Source organism: Polaromonas sp. CF318 (assembly GCF_000282655.1).
Lineage (GTDB): Bacteria > Pseudomonadota > Gammaproteobacteria > Burkholderiales > Burkholderiaceae_C > Polaromonas.
Genome location: NZ_AKIV01000052.1, coordinates 74,297 through 89,010 on the forward strand (window position 1 = coordinate 74,297; position 14,714 = coordinate 89,010).

The window sequence follows — 14,714 nt, forward strand, 5'->3', positions numbered from 1 at the left end:
GCTTGGCCGTCAAGGCGCCGTCCCAAACACCTGCGCCCAGTAAATCCCCTGGCTGCTCTGCCTGTTCACCACAAAGGCGGCGCCCATCTCGCTGAAAGCCGGCGACATGATGTTGGCGCAATGGCCTGGGCTGTTCATCCAGCCACGCACGGCCGCGTCGGCGCTCAGCTGGCCGGCGGCGATGTTTTCGCCGATGGCGTCCCAGGCGTAGCCGGCGCGCGTGGCCCGGCCGTCCACCGTGCTGCCGTCGCGGCCGGTGTGGCTGAAATAGTCGTGGCGTGCCATGTCGCCCGCATGGGCGTTCGCAATACTGTGCAGCTTGGGGTTGAGCCGCAGCGGCGGCGCCGGCGCGAAAGCCTTGTCGCCGCAGTGCTGCGGTCGGGAGCGCGCCTGGTTGACCAGCGCCAGCACCCGCACCTGCACCTCTTCGGCCTGCGCGGCGGCCGGCGGCGAAAAGGGCTCGGCCAGCACCACCCAGGTTTGTGTGCCGCGCTGGTGAAAACCCGCCTCCAGCAGCTCAGCGTGCATGGCCGCGCCGCAAGATCTGCCCAGTGCCTTTGGTGTCAGGGCCACGGACCCGCTGGCGCTCCGTATCGTGATCAGCATGGTGCTGAGCGCACGATAATCCACGGCTTTGAGCGCGCCATCAAGTTTGCGGCCGCCCGCGACCAGCGCCGCGGCCTGCGACAGCGCGGCATTTTCACGCAGCGGGGCGGCCGGGCGGCTGCCTTTTGCGCAGCCCTGCTGGCGCAAGGCGTTCAGCGCGCGCAGCAGCGGCGGATGGCCCTGTGCCGCGGATTGCGCTTGCGCCAGGCCGGTGGCGGCCAGCAGAAAGGCCAGCGCTGCGCAGCCGGCGGCGCGCGGCCAAGCGCCCTGTGTTTTCCCCAAGCTGCTCCGGATATGCATGGCCCATGATAGCCAGCCGTGCCGCGCGCCCATCACGGGCTCCAGGCGTCGGCACGGCAAGCCGATAGGATAATTTTGGAAAATCCGAACCCTTTTGGCGCCAGCAGGCCTCTTTGTCAGCATCCACCACAGCCAAGGAGTTCCTGATGTTTTTCCTGCAACGAAATCTTCCCGCCTGGGAGCGGGCCCTACGCCTGGGCGGCGCGCTGCTGCTGGCCTGCGCCGGCCTGCTGTGGCTGCCGGCCGGCTGGCCCATGGCGCTTGCCCTGGCCAGCGCGGCGGGGCTGGGCCTGACGGGTATCGCCGGTTTTTGCCCCGCCTGCGCGCTCGTCGGCCGCAAGCCCACGGCCAAAGGCAAACCATGAAAGCCAGCGCCCAACTGGTCGAAGCCGCGCGCGGCGGCAACACCCAGGCCATCGCCCAACTGCTCACGCAGTGCCAGCCCGACCTCAAGCGTTTCGCGCGCCGCACCTGTTCCAGCGCTGAGGATGCGGAAGATGCGGTGCAGGCCGCGCTGTGGCAGCTTTACCGCAAGATAGGCGCGCTGCGCACCGCGGCGACCTTTGCCGTCTGGCTGTTTCGCATCGTCGAGCGCGAATGCTTTCGCCTGTTTCGCGGCCGCAAGGCCGCGCAGGGCCAGGAGGGCGTCGATGTGGAGGCCGTCGCGGCGCAGGCGCTGCCGCTGGACCTGCGGCTGGATTTGATCCGCGCCATCGCCGCTTTGCCCGAAGCCTACAGGGAGGTGCTGATCCTGCGCGACGTCGATGAACTCACGGCGCCCGAGGTGGCGAAGCAACTGGGCCTGGGCGTGGACGCGGTCAAGAGCCGGCTGCACCGGGCGCGCGCCATGGTGCGGGAGCGCCTGATGGCCAGCGGCTACTGGAACAAGGACACAGGTATCGACGGCCTGCCATGAACGCCGGCTACCGGTCGTCCCCGGAACCCCCACCGGCGGTCGAAAGCATGGGGTACCTGTCCTGGCACCCCCGTAGAATGGCCCCCAAAATAACCTGGAGGGGTGAGCCATGCCTTTTGTCGGATTGGGATTGCATTTCTTTGTGGCGGTGTTCTTCGCCGTCCACGCCCTGCGCAGCGGCCAGCAGCTGTACTGGCTGATCATCCTGTTCTCCTTCCCCCTGCTGGGCAGCATCGTTTATTTCCTGGCGATCTACCTGCCGGACTCGCGGCTCGAACGCGGCGCGCGCAAGGTGGTGGCGGCCGCCGCGAAGACGCTCAATCCCACGCGCGAACTCAAGGAGGCGCATGCCGCCTTCGACTACACGCCGACCGCGCAGAACCAGATGCGGCTGGCCGCGGCACTGCTGGAGGCGGGCCAGCCCCTGGAAGCCGCCCAGAGCTACGACGCCTGCCTCAAGGGTCCGTTCGCATCCGACCTCGAAATCAGGCTGGGCGCGTCGCGCGCGTATTTCGCCTGCGAGCGTTATGCCGAGGCGATCACCCACCTCGAGTTCATCCGCAAGACCGACGCCGGCTTCCGCGCGGAACAGGTTTCGCTGCTGCTGGCCCAGGCGCTGGCGGGCGCCGGCAGGGGCGTCGACGCCAGGGCGGAATTCGAATCCGCGGTGGAGCGTTTCGGCAGTTTCGAAAGCCGCGCCGAATACGCCATCTGGGCCGCGACCGCTGGCGACACCGCCACCAGCGCGCGCCTGCAGGTCGAGCTGCAGCGCTCCATGGACCGCTGGAACCGGCACACCCGCGAGCTCAACAAGCCCTTGCTGCGCCGGCTGAATGCGGCGTTTGACCGCCGCTGAAGGCCGCATGCCCTGGCCTTGTCGCTGACCGGCCTCACATGCGCCTGGGCCGCCCCTCCTTCAAAGTCCGCCTGCTGGTGATGCTGGCGGCGGTTCCCCTGATCACCTGGTTCGCGGTCAAGCCCGTGCGGGTGGTCGCGCCAAGCCTGGTGGGCGTGAGCTGCCTGAACGCGTCGGTCTGCGTTGACGACCCCACCCGGCTGGTGCAGGCCGCCGGCCTGTATGCGGAGGCCGTGGCGTTTGTGCCGGAGCTGCTGGGCCCCTTCAAAGGCAAGCCCCGCGTCATTTTTTGCGCGACGCAAGCCTGCGCCGACGCATTTGGCCTGGGTGCGCGCGCGGCGGTCACCGTGGGCACGATGGGTACGGTGATAGGCCCGCGCGCCTGGGAGTCTTTTTTTGTGCGCCACGAACTGATCCACCATGCGCAGGCCGAGCGCATCGGTACCCTGCGCCTGCTGTTTAAGCCGCAGTGGTTCGTGGAGGGCATGGCCTATGCGCTGAGCCAGGACCCGCGGCAGCCACTGACCGAACCCTTTGAAAGCCAGCGCAGGCGTTTCCTGGCCTGGTATGGCGCCGTCGGCCAGCAGGGACTGTGGCAGGCGGCCCGGGAGCTTTAGGCCAACTGCACTTGTTTCTGGAAATGGCTGGGCGGCTGGCCCATCGCCGCCTTGAACATCGCGGTGAAGGCGCTGTCGCTGGCATAACCGCTGGCCGCCGCCACGGCGCTGACCGACAGCCCGCGCGTGAGCAGGGGCAGGGCGTGGGCCAGGATGGCCTGCTGGCGCCACTGCTGGTAGCTCAGGCCCAGTTCGTCGCGGAACAGCCTGGCCACGGTGCGCTCGCTGGCGCCGGTGTCCGCCGCCCATTCGGCCAGCGTGGCCCGCTCGGACGGGGCATGCAGCACTGCCTCGCACAGGGCGCGCAGCCGCTTGTCGCCGGTTTGCGGGTGCGGCATGGGCACGCCCAGGGCCTGGATGTCGGCATGCGTGAGTTCGTCCAGCACCAGGCCGCTGAGCAGTTGCTCGCGCGTGGAGCTCAGCGGGCGTGTGGGCGAGGCGGCATCGAGGGCGCTGATCGATTCACGCAGCAGGGGCGACACCACCAGCACGCGGCAGCCACTCCAGCCCTTGGGTGTGGCACTGGCGTCGATGTAGAGCGTGCGGAACTCGGCGGCCTCCAGCACGGTGATGTGGTGCAGGGCGCCGGGTGCGATCCACACCGCGCGCGAGGGCGGCACGATGTAGGTGATTTCGCCGCCGGCGCCGTCGCTCTCGGCCGTGACCTGCACGACGCCGGTGGCGCAGTAGGCCAACTGCGCCCAGGCGTGGGAATGCGGCTCGAAGTGGGTGTCGGCCGGCATGGAGCGGGCACGCACGCGCACCGGCCGCTTCGGGGTGGGTGTGAAGCTGTCGGTGTCGCCCACCGGCATCAGGCGAAGGCCGGGGTTACGCGCATGCTCAATGATCACTCGGGTGGTTTTGTCTGAAATTCGATGAATCATGGCTATTTGTCGCATTTCAGCAGGCGAGGCCAATACTACGATAGCGCCATGAATACTTCAAGCACCGTGGCCGCAGCCGCCGGCAACGCGATTTCACTCAAGCAGGACGCCAGCGTGATCGGCCTGGTCGGCACGGCCCACCTGATCAGCCACTTCAGCCAGCTGCTGCTGGCGCCGCTGTTTCCCTGGCTCAAGGAAGCCTTCAACGTCAGCTATGCCGAGCTCGGCTTTCTGATGACCCTCTTTTTTGTCGTGTCGTGCGCGGTGCAGGCGATGTCGGGTTTTGTGGTGGACCGCTTCGGCCCGCGCCCCATCCTGTTCGGCGGCCTGAGCCTGCTGGGCCTGGCGGCCTTCGGTTATTCCATCAGCACCAGCTACTGGATGCTGGCCGGCTTTGCCGTGATCGCCGGCATCGGCAACGGCGTTTTCCATCCGGTCGACTACACGCTGCTCAACCGCAAGGTCAGCGCGCCGCGCCTGGGCCATGCCTACAGCGTGCACGGCATCACCGGCAGCCTGGGCTGGGCGCTGGCCCCGGCCATGCTGGTGCCGCTGACCTTCGCGTTTTCCTGGCGCGTGGCGCTGGCCTGCGCGGGTGTGCTGGCCTTTGTGGTGCTGGCGGTGCTGGTGGCCAACCGCGACAAGCTGACGCTGACCGTGACGGCGCCGGCCAAGGGCGCGCCGGCGGCCGACAGCTCGCTGGGCTTCTTGAAGATTCCCGCGGTCTGGATGTGTTTTGCCTTTTTCTTCTGGTACGCCATCGTGCTCAGCGTGGTGCAGGCCTTCGCGCCCGAGGCCGCGCGCCACCTGCATGAGGTGCCGCTGCCGCTGGTTGCCATCTGCCTCACTATTTACATGGTGTGCAGCGCCGGCGGCATGGTGTTTGGCGGTTTTCTCGCCTCGGACCCGGCGCGCTGCGAGCGTATCGTGGGCGTGGGTTTTGGCGTGGCGGCCGTGTTCGCGCTGCTGCTGGCCCTGGGCAGCTACCCGGCCTGGGTGGTGCCCGTGCTGTTCGGTGTCATGGGTTTTGCCTCGGGCATTGCCGGGCCGTCGCGCGACCTGCTGGTCAAGCGCTCCACGCCCGAAAACGCTTCGGGCCGCGTCTATGGCGTGGTCTATGCGGGCCTGGACATTGGCCAGGCTGTCTCGCCGCTGGTCTTCGGCGCGATGATGGACCACGGCCAGTACCGCGGCGTGCTGCTGGGCCTGGCGCTGATGCAGGGCGTGCTGATCGCCAGCGCCTTCAATGTGCGGCGTGTGCGCCGTACGGCGCTGCCGGTGGCGGGCCAGGTGCCGACGGCCGTCTAGGCGTCGGCCCAAAACCTGGCCAGGCAACGGCCAGTGTGCGCAACAGCAACGGTTTTCGGGTGGAGTTGTGCACGCCCATGGCCTGAAAAGGAGGCCAGGCCTATACTGATTTGCATGACCCACACCCGGTATGCGATGGCCTTTTCAGCTCGTACCCTGTTGGGTGCAGGGAGCCTGCTGCCCCTGCTGGCCGCCGCGCAGATCGCGCCGCTGAAATACGAATTGACCGGCGACCTGGGCGGCGCCGTTTACGGCACACAAAGCGTGATCCGCAGCAAGGGCAGTGAAACCCGTTTGCTGCCCTACGGTTTTTTTGACTACGGCCGCCTTGCCGTGCGTGTGGACACCCTGAGCCTGAAGACCGTGAAGTTCGGCTACGGCTACCTGGAGTTCGCGGGCCGCGTCAGCCAGGACGGCTGGCGCGCCGACACCGCCGCGCTGTCGGGCCTCAAAGACCGCAAGACCCCGATTCCGCTGGGCATAGGCACTTTCCAGGAAACGCCATACGGCGCCTTGTTTCTGAACGCCTTTGTCGACGCCAACAAGTCGCACGGCAGCCTGCTGGAGGCCACGTACGCGGCGGAATTCAAGGTGGGAAGCTGGTCCTTCTTTCCGCAGCTGGGGCTGGAATACAGCAACGCCAAATACAACAACTACCTGTATGGCGTCAGCGCGGCGGAGTCCGCCGCCAGCGGCTTCTCGGTCTACAGCGCCGGCGCCTCGACGTCCCCGGTGCTGGGGCTGGGCGTGGATGTGCCGCTGGGCGAACCCTGGACGCTGACCATGCAACTGCGCCGCAAATGGCTGGATTCCTCGGTGCGCAACAGTCCGCTGCTCAGCCGTCGCACGCAGGATACCGGTTATATCGCCGTGTCCTACCGGTTCAGGTAGGCGGTCCCCGCAAGGGTTGCTTTAAACCGCTGACTTGTGCCGCGCAATGCAGGTGTCCAATACCTCGTCGCTGCCGCGCTGCCACCAGTTGCCCGTCGAAAAAATCTCCACCTCGCTGTAACCCGCGAAGCCCTGGGCTTCCACCCAGCCGCGGATTTTCGGGATGTCGATCACACCGTCGCCCATCATGCCGCGATCGTTGAGCAGATCGGTGGTCGGTGTCAGCCAGTCGCAGACGTGAAAGGCCAATAGCCGTTCCTTGCCGGCGCGCTTGATCTGGGCTTCGAGCTTGGGATCCCACCAGACGTGGTAGACATCCACGGCCACGCCAAGCGCACCCGTGTTGGCTGGGTCCAGCGCATCGCAGACGTCCAGCGCGTGCTCCATCGTGTTGATGCAGGCGCGGTCAGCGGCGTACATAGGGTGCAGCGGTTCGATGGCCAGCGGCATTTTGCAAGCCCTGGCGTAGTCCAGCAAAGCGGCAATGCCGTCATGCACCTGGCTGCGCGACAGCGCGATGTCCTTGTGCGCCGCCTTGCCGGCCAGCGCGCCGGGCAGGCCGCCCACCACCAGCACCAGGCAGGCGGCGTTCAGCTCGCAGGCCTCGTCGACGGCGCGGCGGTTGTCCTCGTGCGCGGCTTTGAGGCCCGCCGCGTCCGCCGCGGGAAACATGCCGCCGCGGCAGTAGCCCGAGAGCTGCATCCCGTGGGTTTTGACCAGCTTTGAAATGAGCGGCAGGCCGGCGGCCGCCACCTGGTCGCGCCAGGGCGACACAGCGCGTATGCCGCGCGCGGCGCAGGCTTGCAGGATGTCCGCCAGAGGCTGCTCGACGCCCCGGTTTTTGCGCACGGTCGCGGTGTTGATGGAGAGCCAGCGGTGGTCTTGCGAAAAGTCTCTCATGGCGAAGTTTGATTCGGGTCGGTTGGAGGAGGCGCGGTTTTGCGCCGGCGCAGTTCGCGGATGATGGCCGCGTTGTCGAGTTCACCGTCGCCGGCGGCGACGGCCGCGCGCAGCAGGGCCGCATGCGCTTGGGACAGGGGCAGTTCCTGCCCGGCGGCCGAGGCACTGTCAATCATCAGGGCCAGGTCCTTGAGGTGCTGGCGTATGCGCGAATGCGGCGCGAAGTCGCCGTCCACCATCATCCGGCCCTTGGCCTGCGCCGCGCCGGAGGTCGCCGGGCTGGCCAGCACCAGCGCCAGGAATTGTTCAGGTGCAATGCCCAGGCTTTCGGCGAAGACCATGCCTTCGGCCAATGCCGCCCGGTTCAGGCCCAGTACCAGGTTGGTGGCCAGCTTGGCCCTGGCCCCCATGCCGGCGCCGCCCACGTGGAAACGCTGGCCGGCCATGGCGGCCAGCACGGCTTCGCATTGCCGCAAGGCCTGGGTTTCGCCGCCCAGCAGCAGCGTGGCCTCGCCCGCGGCGATCTGCTGGCTGGAGCCCGACAGCGGTGCTTCGATGAAGGCAATGCCGCGCGCCGTGAGTCGCGCGGCCAGCGCCTGGAGTTCATGTGGTGTGCCGGTGGAGCAGTCGATGATGCTGCGAACGCCGGGGACGGACAGCAGGCCTTCGGGCCCTTCCACCACGCTGAGCACATCAGCGGTATCAAACACGGCCAGCACCACGCAGGAGGCCGCGCCGGCAACCTCGGCCAGGGATGCGGCCTGGCGTCCTCCCTGGCCTGCCAGCGCGGCACGGGCTTCTTCGCGCAGGTCAAAGCCCGTGACTTCAAAGCCGGCAGCCATCAGGCGCCGCGCGAGCGCCGTGCCGACCAGGCCCAGGCCGACGATGCCTATGGAGTCTTTCGCTGCCATGGTTTCACGCCGCGAGCGACGCGCCTCCGCAGATCTGGATGTCCTGGCCGGTGATGGCCGCGGCATCGGTCGAGAGCAGGAAGGTGACCAGCGCGGCGATCTCTCCCGGCTGGATCAGCCGGCCCAGGGGCGGCAGTTTGGGCGGGACCGCAGCGCGCGCCGGGTCGGCGAGCATGGCGGTTTCGGTGGCCGCCGGGGACACCACGTTGACGGTCACGCCCGAAGCCGCGGTTTCCGCGGCCCAACTGCGCGCCAGGGCCACCAGCGCCGCCTTGGTCGCCGCGTACTGGCTGCGGCCGGCCATGCCGCGCGCCACGCGGCTGCCGACCAGTACCACACGGCCTGCGCCGGCCTGCGCCATGGCGGGGACCACCAGGTTGGCGATGCGCGTGACCGCATCGACATGAAGTTGCCACATCAGTTGCGAATCTTCATTGGACAGCGTGCCCAGCCGGCCCACGCGCAGCACGCCGGCCGCGTGGACCAGGGCCTGCACGGCGCCTGCCGAGCGTACCGCGCGCTCCGTGGCCTCGGTATGGCACAGGTTAACTTCGGTGGAGGAAAACGCCGGATGCACGATGCGCGCAGGCGCCAGGTCCAGTCCGACGACGTCCCAACCCTGGTCAAGCAGTGCTTGCGCAATGGCCAGGCCAATGCCGGAGCTGCTGCCCGTGACCAGCGCGCGTCTCACATCTTCAGTGGCCATGGTTGTGCATGTTATTCGACACGGATGTTGCCGTCGGTGATGATCTTCTGTGAGCGCGCCATGTCGCTGTTCTGGAATTTCGCGAAGTCCTCCGGCGTGCCGGGTGTCAGCACCAGGCCTTGCTGGAGAAGTTTCTCGCGCATGTCGCTTGCCAGCGCCTTGTTGGTTTCGGCGTTGAGTTTCTGCGTGATGTCCGCCGGCAATTTTGCCGGGCCCCACAGGCCGTACCAGCTGTAAAACTCATAGCCGGGAATCGTCTCTGCCACGGTCGGCACGTCAGGCAGGTTGGGCACGCGCTTGTCGCCGGTGATGGCAACGACGCGCAGCAGGCCGCTCTTGTGGTACTGCAGCGAGCCGAGGATGGGGTCGATAAAACCGTCGATCTGGCCGCCGATCAGATCCTGGAACGCGGGCGCCGTTCCCTTGTAGGGCACCACGGTGTATTCGATGCCGCCGGCGCGCTTGAGCAATTCGGTTGACAGGTGGCCGGCAGAGCCGATGGAGCCGACCGCAAACGTCATCTTGCCGGGGTTGGCCTTGGCGTGGGCAATCAGCGACTTCACGTCGGTGATCGGCAGGTTCTTGTTGATGGCAATCGACAAGGGCGCCTTGGCGACCAGCGAGACGGGCGTGAAGTCTTTCACCACACCGTAGGGCACCGACTTCATGGTCATGGGTGCGGTGGTGAAAGTGGAAGCATTGAAGAGCAGGGTGTAGCCGTCTGCAGGCGCCTGCGCGACCACATGCGCACCGATGGTGCCGTTGCCGCCCGCGCGGTTTTCCACCACAAAGGGCTGGCCCATCTGCTCACCGAGCTTCTGCGCCAGCTGCCGGCCCACCGCATCCAGCGTGCCGCCGGGCGGGAAGGGGATGATGACCTTGACGGGGCGGCTGGGATAGGCCTGCGCGGCGGCGCCAAAGGCGGCGGCTGCGAGGCCGACGGCCAGGCCGGCCTTGAGGAAAGTGCGTGTCTTCATGGTTGTCTCCAGAGATCGTAAAAATAGACTCGGGGAAGCTCTTGTGGCTTCTTTTTGGTTACTCGATGCCGTGTAGCGCCAGTAGCGTTTTCATGCGTCTCACGGCCAGTTCAGGTTGCTCCAGCAGGTTGGCCGCATCGGCCAGCCGAAACAGTTCCGCAAAGTGCTGCAGCGAACGCGTGCTCTGCTGCCCGCCCACCATGGTGAAGTGGCTTTGGTGGCCGTTGAGCCAGGCCATGAAGACCACGCCAGTTTTGTAAAACCGCGTGGGCGCGGCAAAGATGTGGCGCGACAGCGGCACGGTGGGGCCCAGGATGGCGTGGAATTTCTCAATATGGCCCTGTGCCAGTTCGCCGAGTGCCACGCTGGCGGCGGGTGCGATGGCGTCGAAGATGCCCAGCAAGGCATCGCTTTGGCCGTGCGTCGTTTCCTTGCCGAAACCGTCGCCGGCAATCAGCTCGGCGTAGTTGAAGTCGTCGCCGGTGTACATGCGCACGCCGGCCGGCAGCCTGCGGCGCATCGCGATTTCCTTGTCCTTGTCGAGCAGCGAGATCTTGATGCCGTCAACCTTGCCGGCGTGGGCGTTGATGATGCCGAGCGCCGTGTCCATGGCTTTTTCCACATCGCCGCTGCCCCAGTAGCCCGCCAGGGCCGGGTCGAACATGTCGCCCAGCCAGTGCAGCACCACGGGCTGCCTGGCCTGGCTCAGGATGCGGTCGTAGACACGTTCGTAGTCGGCCGGGCTTGTGGCCACGCGGGCCAGCGCGCGGCTGGCCATGAGGATCAGCTTGCCGCCGAGTTTTTCAATCGCCGCCATCTGCTCTTCGTAGCCGCGGATGACCTCGTCTACGGTCTTGACGTTTTCCAGCACCAGGTGGTCGGTGCCGCAACCGGAAGCAACGAGCGCGCCCGGCACGTCTTTGGCCGCGTCCAGCGAGCGGCGTACCAGCTCCAGCGAGGTCGGCCAGTCCAGGCCCATGCCGCGCTGGGCGGTGTCCATGGCTTCGGCCACGCCCAGGCCCAGCGACCACAGGTGACGGCGGTAGGCGATGGTGGTGTCCCAGTCGATGGCGCAGGCCAGCCACGGGTCCACCGCCGCCAGCGGATCGGCCACCACATGCGCGGCGGAATAGGCGATGCGGTTGAATTTCAGCCCGGCAGCAGGTTTGACGGGCGCGCTGCCGCGCAGGGTGTAGGGCTTGAGGCCGCCGGCCTGGGGCAAGGTCAGTGTCAGTGCCATGGCGTGCCCCTCAAACCTTCAGCGGCGGCACGTCGATCCAGCGCCGCTCTTTCCAGCTTTGCAGGGCCGCCTCGACCAGCTGCACGCCCTTGGCGCCTTCGGGCAGCGTCCACTTGTAGGGCTCGTTCTCGACCACGTGGCGTATGAAGTGCTCCCACTGGATCTTGAAGCCGTTGTCGTAGGTTTGCGAGTCCGGCACTTCCTGCCATTGGTCGAAGAAATTCATCATCTGCTTCTCGTCGGGGTTCCACACCGGTCGCGGCGTGGTCACGCGCGACTGGGCGCGGCAGCTCGACAGGCCCGCCACGGCCGAGCCGTGCGTGCCGTCGACGTGGAAGGTGACCAGGTCGTCGCGGCGCACGCGGGTGGCCCAGGACATATTCATCTGGGCGATCACGGGCTCGCCGTTGTGGCCGACCAGCTCAGCCGTGGCGTAGGCGGCGTCGTCGGCGGTGGCCTTGTAGGGCTTGCCGGCTTCGTCCCAGCGCTGGGGAATATGGGTGGCGCCTATGCAGGAGACGGACTTGACCTCGCCGAACAGGTTGTCCAGCACATAGCGCCAGTGGCACATCATGTCCAGGATCATCCCGCCGCCGTCTTCGCTGCGGTAGTTCCAGCTGGGGCGCTGGATGGGCTGCAGGTCGCCCTCGAACACCCAGTAACCGAACTCCAGGCGCACCGACAGCATCTTGCCGAAGAAGCCGGCGCGGCGCAGCATGTCGAGCTTGCGCAGGCCGGGCAGGAAGAGCTTGTCCTGCACTGCACCGTGTTTGAGGCCCGATTTTTCAGCCAGGCGGGCGATCTCGACGGCTTCGTTGAGGTTGGTGGCGATGGGCTTTTCGCAGTAGACGTGTTTGCCGGCGCGTATGGCTTTGGCCAGCAGGGTGGGGCGCATCTGCGTGGTGCCGGCATCGAAGAAGATCGTGTCGTCCTTGCTCTTGAGCGCTTCGTCGAGGTCGGTGCCCCAGCGCGAGAGGCCGTGGGCCTTGGCCAGGGCTTCGATCTTTTCAGCGTTGCGGCCGACCAGGATGGGGTCGGGCATGACCTTGTCTCCGTTGGAGAGCGTCACGCCGCCTTGTTTGCGTATCGCGACGATGGAGCGGATCAGGTGCTGGTTCATGCCCATGCGTCCGGTGACGCCGTGCATGATGATTCCTAGTCGTTGGGTGGCCATGGGGTCCTTCTCTCTTGGGCTTGGGGTGACTGGGTTAATGCGGCGGCCGCACCCTGGTCCGGCCAGGGGTGTTGAAAGGGTGCGGGGACGCTGCGGGGAAACTTGCCGGGTGTTACTGGGTGGGCTGCAGTCCGGCGGCCTTGACCAGCACGGCATTGCTCTTGATTTCGTCCCTGATGTAGGCGTCGAACTGCTCGGGCGGGAGCGTCCACGCATCGGCGCCCAGGGCGGCGAAGCGCTCCTTGACTTCGGGGGTGTTCAGGGCCTTGGTCACTTCGTCGTGCAGGCGGTTGACGATGTCGCGCGGCGTCTTGCCGGGGGCCATCATGCCGATCCAGAAGTTGAACTCCGAACCCGGGACGCCGGCTTCCGCCGTGGTGGGAACCTGGGGCAGGGCACTGGCGCGTTTGGGTGAACCGACCGCAAGGGCGACGAGCTGGCCGTTTTTGATCTGGCCGATGACCGGCGCGATGGGCGAGAAGTAGTAGTCGACGCGGCCGGAGATCACTTCGGTCACCGCTTCGCCGGATCCCTTGAAGGGAATGTTGGTGGCTTCGATTTTTGCGGCGAGCTTGAATTTTTCGGCATTCAGGTGGGTGGCGCTGCCCTGGCCGGCCGAGGCGAAGTTCATGCTGCCGGGCTTGGCGCGCGCGGCGGCCAGCAGTTCCTGCAGCGTCTTGATGTTTTTGGCCGGCGACATCACCAGCACGTTGGGCGTGCTGGAAATCGGCGTCACACCCGCGAAGTCGCCCACGGTGTCGAAGGGCAGCTTGGCGAAGGTCGAGGGGCTGACCGTGTGCGAGGACGAGTGGATCATGATGGTGTAGCCGTCCGGCGCGGCAGTGGCCACGGCCTGCTGGCCTATGGTGCCGCTGGCGCCGCCGCGGTTGTCGATCACCAGCGTCTGGCCCATGCTCTGGCTCATCTTGTCGGTGATGGCGCGGGCAATGATGTCGGTGGTGCTGCCCGCGGCAAAAGGCACGATGACACGAATGGGCTTGTTGGGATAGGCTCCCTGGGCGCTGGCCGCCAGGGGTGACAGCGCCGCCAGGCAGGCGAGGCTGGCCAGTGCGGCGCGACGTGTGAACTTCATGGGCTTTGTCTCCTGAAAGGGGGTCATTGAAGGGCTGCGAAAGACCTGTCCATGCCGCCGGTGTTGTTGCGGTACCGGAAAGCAGTTTACGCTTAATTCACCATTAAGTGAATTACGAATTGTAAAAATGGCCTCGCCGCCGCGTCAATGACAAGCCGGGATCAGCTTCTAAGGACATACCCTAGGATGACCTCGCACATGTGCGAGAGCCGCTCGTGGCGGGCTTTGGGCGTCATCAGGTCGCGCCCGAAGATGGCCGACAGCGTGTGGTTGTTCGACAGGTAGAAGTACGACATCCCGGCGATGGAGACGTACAGCTGCACCGGGTCGATGCCACCGCGAAACAGCCCGTCCGCGCGCCCGCGTTCGAGGATTTCCGCCAGGGTCTGGACCAGCGGCGAGTTCATTTCCTGCACGCGGCTGGACATGGCCAGGTGTCGGCCCTGGTGCAGGTTTTCACTGTTGAGAAGCGTCAGGAACTCGGGGTGGGCGATGTAGTACTCCCAGGTGAATTCCGTGAGGCGGCGGATGGCCTGCGCCGGCTCCATGTCGCGCAGGTGCAGTTCTGTTTCCGCCGCGCGGATGTCGGCATAGGCGTTTTCCAGCACCGCCAGGAAGAGCTCGTCCTTGCTCTTGAAGTAGTAGTAGATCAACCGTTTGTTGACGTCCGCCCGCTCGGCGATCCGGTCCACCCGCGCGCCGCCGAGGCCGTGCTGCGCGAACTCGTCGCGGGCGGCCAGCAGGATGGCCAGTTGGGATCGGTCGGCGTCGCGCGAGCGGGGCTCGGTGGTCATTGTTTTGGGGGGCGGCATGGCGAGAATTTAACTGTTTGGTGAATTAAAGCAAGAAATCCCCCGGCGACATGGCCGTGGGATGTACACAGGGTGGAAGCGTACCTCCATAATTGGGCAGGTACCGGCCGTTCGCGCCGGCACCCCAGGCAAAGGAGATGGCCATGAACAATTCAGACACGCCCAAAGACGGCGACTTCGCAAACTGGATAGACCAGAAGGCCGAGGCGCTCAAATTTGAACTGGGTGAAAAATTCCCGGTGCCGCCGTCCGAACTGCATTCTCCCTCGGTGCATGTGGAAACCGGCCGGCAAAAGCTCGAAGAGGTGCTGCTCGAACACGAGGAGCCCACGGAGGAGTTTCTCGAGGAACTCCGGGCCCTGGAAGGGGCACCGCCCTTGAGCGACGAAGAGCTGGCTCGCCAAGCCCTGGAAGCGGGCGGCGGTGACGGCGACGCTGCCACACCAGAATAATTGGCCCACCCCCGTCCAGGCTCACTGCATGTAGCCTGTTCCCTCCTCAAAGGGGGCGGCGCCTGCGGCCC

At 66.4% G+C, this 14,714-nt stretch carries 17 protein-coding genes; 7 read left to right on the plus strand and 10 right to left on the minus strand.

Annotated elements, in window-relative coordinates:
- Window positions 1-9 precede the first annotated feature (9 nt).
- Window positions 10-888 (minus strand): CAP domain-containing protein, encoded by an 879-nt coding sequence (locus tag PMI15_RS09145; RefSeq protein WP_157214576.1) that lies wholly within the window; start codon window positions 886-888, stop codon window positions 10-12.
- Window positions 889-1,052: 164 nt separating this feature from the next.
- Here PMI15_RS09145 and PMI15_RS09150 point away from each other — a divergent pair, with 164 nt between their 5' ends.
- The 4 genes from PMI15_RS09150 (at window position 1,053) to PMI15_RS09165 (ending at window position 3,295) form a co-directional block, all read left to right on the plus strand.
- Window positions 1,053-1,271 (plus strand): YgaP-like transmembrane domain, encoded by a 219-nt coding sequence (locus PMI15_RS09150; RefSeq protein ID WP_007867100.1) that lies wholly within the window; start codon window positions 1,053-1,055, stop codon window positions 1,269-1,271.
- A complete protein-coding gene (locus PMI15_RS09155) occupies window positions 1,268-1,822 on the plus strand; it encodes an RNA polymerase sigma factor (protein WP_007867102.1) in 555 nt (184 codons plus the stop codon). The genes PMI15_RS09150 and PMI15_RS09155 overlap by 4 nt, the downstream gene beginning before the upstream one ends.
- A 109-nt stretch (window positions 1,823-1,931) precedes the next feature.
- Window positions 1,932-2,678 carry a hypothetical protein gene (locus tag PMI15_RS09160; RefSeq protein WP_007867104.1) on the plus strand — a complete coding sequence of 249 codons (747 nt, stop codon included), beginning with the start codon at window positions 1,932-1,934 and terminating at the stop codon, window positions 2,676-2,678.
- A gap of 38 nt (window positions 2,679-2,716) precedes the next feature.
- Window positions 2,717-3,295, plus strand: coding sequence for a hypothetical protein (locus PMI15_RS09165; protein ID WP_007867111.1), 579 nt, complete (start codon window positions 2,717-2,719; stop codon window positions 3,293-3,295).
- On the opposite strand, the gene PMI15_RS09170 is transcribed toward PMI15_RS09165, so the two are convergent.
- Complete coding sequence (locus PMI15_RS09170) at window positions 3,292-4,146, minus strand: helix-turn-helix domain-containing protein (RefSeq protein ID WP_238541093.1); 855 nt, start codon at window positions 4,144-4,146, stop codon at window positions 3,292-3,294. The two genes, PMI15_RS09165 and PMI15_RS09170, sit on opposite strands and share 4 nt — an antisense overlap.
- Before the next feature lie 81 nt (window positions 4,147-4,227).
- Between PMI15_RS09170 and PMI15_RS09175 the strand changes: the two genes are divergently transcribed.
- Both PMI15_RS09175 and PMI15_RS09180 read left to right on the plus strand, forming a co-directional pair.
- The gene (locus tag PMI15_RS09175) at window positions 4,228-5,487 is read left to right on the plus strand and encodes an MFS transporter (RefSeq protein WP_007867117.1); all 1,260 of its coding nucleotides are present in this window, start codon (window positions 4,228-4,230) and stop codon (window positions 5,485-5,487) included.
- A 114-nt stretch (window positions 5,488-5,601) separates the two neighbouring features.
- Window positions 5,602-6,378: a MipA/OmpV family protein gene (locus PMI15_RS09180; RefSeq protein WP_007867119.1), complete on the plus strand. Its 777-nt coding sequence runs from the start codon at window positions 5,602-5,604 to the stop codon at window positions 6,376-6,378.
- Window positions 6,379-6,399: 21 nt separating this feature from the next.
- Here PMI15_RS09180 and PMI15_RS09185 read toward each other — a convergent pair whose 3' ends face one another.
- The 8 genes from PMI15_RS09185 to PMI15_RS09220 all read right to left on the minus strand — a co-directional run bounded on the left by PMI15_RS09185 (window position 6,400) and on the right by PMI15_RS09220 (window position 14,191).
- Window positions 6,400-7,278, minus strand: a complete 879-nt coding sequence (locus PMI15_RS09185) for a sugar phosphate isomerase/epimerase (protein ID WP_007867121.1) — start codon at window positions 7,276-7,278, stop codon at window positions 6,400-6,402.
- On the minus strand, window positions 7,275-8,189 hold the full coding sequence (locus tag PMI15_RS09190; RefSeq protein ID WP_007867123.1) for an NAD(P)-dependent oxidoreductase: 915 nt from the start codon (window positions 8,187-8,189) through the stop codon (window positions 7,275-7,277). Before PMI15_RS09190 ends, PMI15_RS09185 begins: the two co-directional genes overlap by 4 nt.
- Before the next feature lie 4 nt (window positions 8,190-8,193).
- Window positions 8,194-8,895 carry an SDR family NAD(P)-dependent oxidoreductase gene (locus tag PMI15_RS09195; protein WP_007867125.1) on the minus strand — a complete coding sequence of 234 codons (702 nt, stop codon included), beginning with the start codon at window positions 8,893-8,895 and terminating at the stop codon, window positions 8,194-8,196.
- An 11-nt stretch (window positions 8,896-8,906) separates the two neighbouring features.
- On the minus strand, window positions 8,907-9,872 hold the full coding sequence (locus PMI15_RS09200; protein ID WP_007867127.1) for a tripartite tricarboxylate transporter substrate binding protein: 966 nt from the start codon (window positions 9,870-9,872) through the stop codon (window positions 8,907-8,909).
- A gap of 58 nt (window positions 9,873-9,930) precedes the next feature.
- Window positions 9,931-11,112 carry a dihydrodipicolinate synthase family protein gene (locus tag PMI15_RS09205; RefSeq protein ID WP_007867129.1) on the minus strand — a complete coding sequence of 394 codons (1,182 nt, stop codon included), beginning with the start codon at window positions 11,110-11,112 and terminating at the stop codon, window positions 9,931-9,933.
- A 10-nt stretch (window positions 11,113-11,122) separates the two neighbouring features.
- On the minus strand, window positions 11,123-12,286 hold the full coding sequence (locus PMI15_RS09210; RefSeq protein ID WP_036838174.1) for a Gfo/Idh/MocA family protein: 1,164 nt from the start codon (window positions 12,284-12,286) through the stop codon (window positions 11,123-11,125).
- A gap of 112 nt (window positions 12,287-12,398) precedes the next feature.
- Window positions 12,399-13,379, minus strand: a complete 981-nt coding sequence (locus PMI15_RS09215) for a tripartite tricarboxylate transporter substrate binding protein (protein ID WP_007867134.1) — start codon at window positions 13,377-13,379, stop codon at window positions 12,399-12,401.
- A 161-nt stretch (window positions 13,380-13,540) separates the two neighbouring features.
- The gene (locus tag PMI15_RS09220; protein WP_007867137.1) at window positions 13,541-14,191 is read right to left on the minus strand and encodes a TetR/AcrR family transcriptional regulator; all 651 of its coding nucleotides are present in this window, start codon (window positions 14,189-14,191) and stop codon (window positions 13,541-13,543) included.
- Window positions 14,192-14,334: 143 nt separating this feature from the next.
- Between PMI15_RS09220 and PMI15_RS09225 the strand changes: the two genes are divergently transcribed.
- Complete coding sequence (locus PMI15_RS09225; protein WP_007867141.1) at window positions 14,335-14,643, plus strand: hypothetical protein; 309 nt, start codon at window positions 14,335-14,337, stop codon at window positions 14,641-14,643.
- Window positions 14,644-14,714: the final 71 nt, after the last annotated feature.